The organism is Aquitalea aquatica (assembly GCF_013911085.1).
GTDB lineage: Bacteria > Pseudomonadota > Gammaproteobacteria > Burkholderiales > Chromobacteriaceae > Aquitalea > Aquitalea aquatica.
The window spans coordinates 1-285 of record NZ_JACERN010000009.1 but is presented as its reverse complement, the minus strand read 5'-3'; the positions used below and the strand labels follow the sequence as shown (position 1 = coordinate 285).

The window sequence follows — 285 nt, the reverse complement described above, 5'->3', positions numbered from 1 at the left end:
GGTCGATATCCAGGAAGCTGAACACGGTGTCCAGGTGCATGGCAGCACGGGATTTGGGCATCTGGCAGGCGATGACGCGGGTAGCGCCGCCTTCCTTGCCCAGCACGCTCTTGGCCACTTGCACCACCGCTTGCGGGCTGGTGCGTTCGCCCATGCCAATCAGCACTACGCCGTTGCCGATCGGCATCACGTCGCCGCCTTCCAGCGTGGCCGGGCCGTGGTTCTTGTCACAGTCGCCCCACCATACCTTCACCTTGCCGGCGAAGTAGGGGTGGTGTTGATAGA

Annotated in this window: 1 protein-coding gene; it reads right to left on the bottom strand. The window is 63.5% G+C overall.

Features of this window, described 5'->3' with window-relative positions; translation table 11 throughout:
* Positions 1 to 285: arginine deiminase family protein (locus H2Z84_RS02810; protein ID WP_258869268.1), on the bottom strand; the 285-nt coding region annotated here is incomplete at both ends.